The sequence below is a fragment of the Rhodococcus sp. 06-156-4 genome (assembly GCF_002259345.1).
Taxonomy (GTDB): Bacteria; Actinomycetota; Actinomycetes; order Mycobacteriales; family Mycobacteriaceae; genus Rhodococcoides; species Rhodococcoides fascians_E.
On sequence record NZ_NPGB01000024.1, the window covers coordinates 1 to 1088 of the forward strand.

General features: G+C 68.0%; 1 protein-coding gene. It reads right to left on the bottom strand.

The window, feature by feature from the left end; genetic code table 11:
• A partial coding sequence (locus CH290_RS15795) for a sensor histidine kinase (RefSeq protein ID WP_249277810.1) occupies positions 1-1065 on the bottom strand: 1065 nt, incomplete at its 3' end.
• Positions 1066-1088: the final 23 nt, after the last annotated feature.

Below are 1088 nucleotides of genomic sequence, written 5' to 3' on the forward strand. Positions count from 1 at the left end.
GAGGGTGGTGTCGACGGTTCCGCCGACGGCGGCGAGTCGTTCCCGGAGTCCTGCGAGTCCGGTGCCGTCGGTTGTCCGTTGCCGGTGGGGGACGTTGTTGGTGATGCGGACGGAGTTCTCGGTGACGTCGAAGCTGCTGTGGGTGGCGTCGGAGTGGCGGAGGATGTTGGTGGCACCTTCGCGCACGATCCAGGCGGCAGCTTCGCTGAAGCGGGGTGAGACGTCGTCGGGGCTGCCGGTGACGGTCGTCTCGATGCCTGCGGCCCGCAGGAGCGAGCATGCTCCGTTCAGTTCGGCGGCGAGGTCGATCGAGCGGTATCCGCGGACGAGTTGTCTGGCCTCGGTCATGGAGTGCTGAGCCAGGTCTCGGACTTCCTCCATCTGCTCGGCGGCGCGCTCGTCGCCGCGTCGGGACAGTGTGGCGGCGAGTTCGCTCTTGACCGCGATGGCGGACAGAGCGCGGCCGACGACGTCGTGCAGGTCGCGGGAGAATCGAAGTCGCTCCTCGGCGACGGACAGCAGGGCTGCCGCCTCCCGGGACGCGTCGAGTTCGGTGACGACGGCCAGTAGCCACATCGACAGCTTGACCGTGGCTGCCATACCCACCACGACTACGAATGCGATGACGCCGGCGAGGGGGCCGTAAGGGGAGACGCCGGTTGCGACGCCGACGGCCACCCCGATGGCCGCCGACCACCGGAGCGGGATGAGGGCCGTCACCGGGATGGCCACGATGAGCAGTGCCCACATCTTGAACGTGGCCGTTCCGGCGATCCCCGCCACCACTGCAGCGACCGCCGTGACGGCGAGGGGCCACCGAATCTCGCCGGTGCGCATTCCGCCGATGATCGGCATCCGGTGCACCGTGATCACGGTCGCGCCCGCGGTGACGGCGAGAGCGACTCCGGACACCCACAGTCGTTCGGTCACCGATTCTGCGAGCGCGACCACTCCGAGAAGGACGATGATGCTCACGAACGACTGGCGGGTGTAGAGCCGCACCTTGTCGACATCGGTGGTGTCCCGCCATGTCGTTCGCGGATCGAGGTAGCGCCGCAGGTTCATGTCCTCCACCTTTCCAGAGCGTG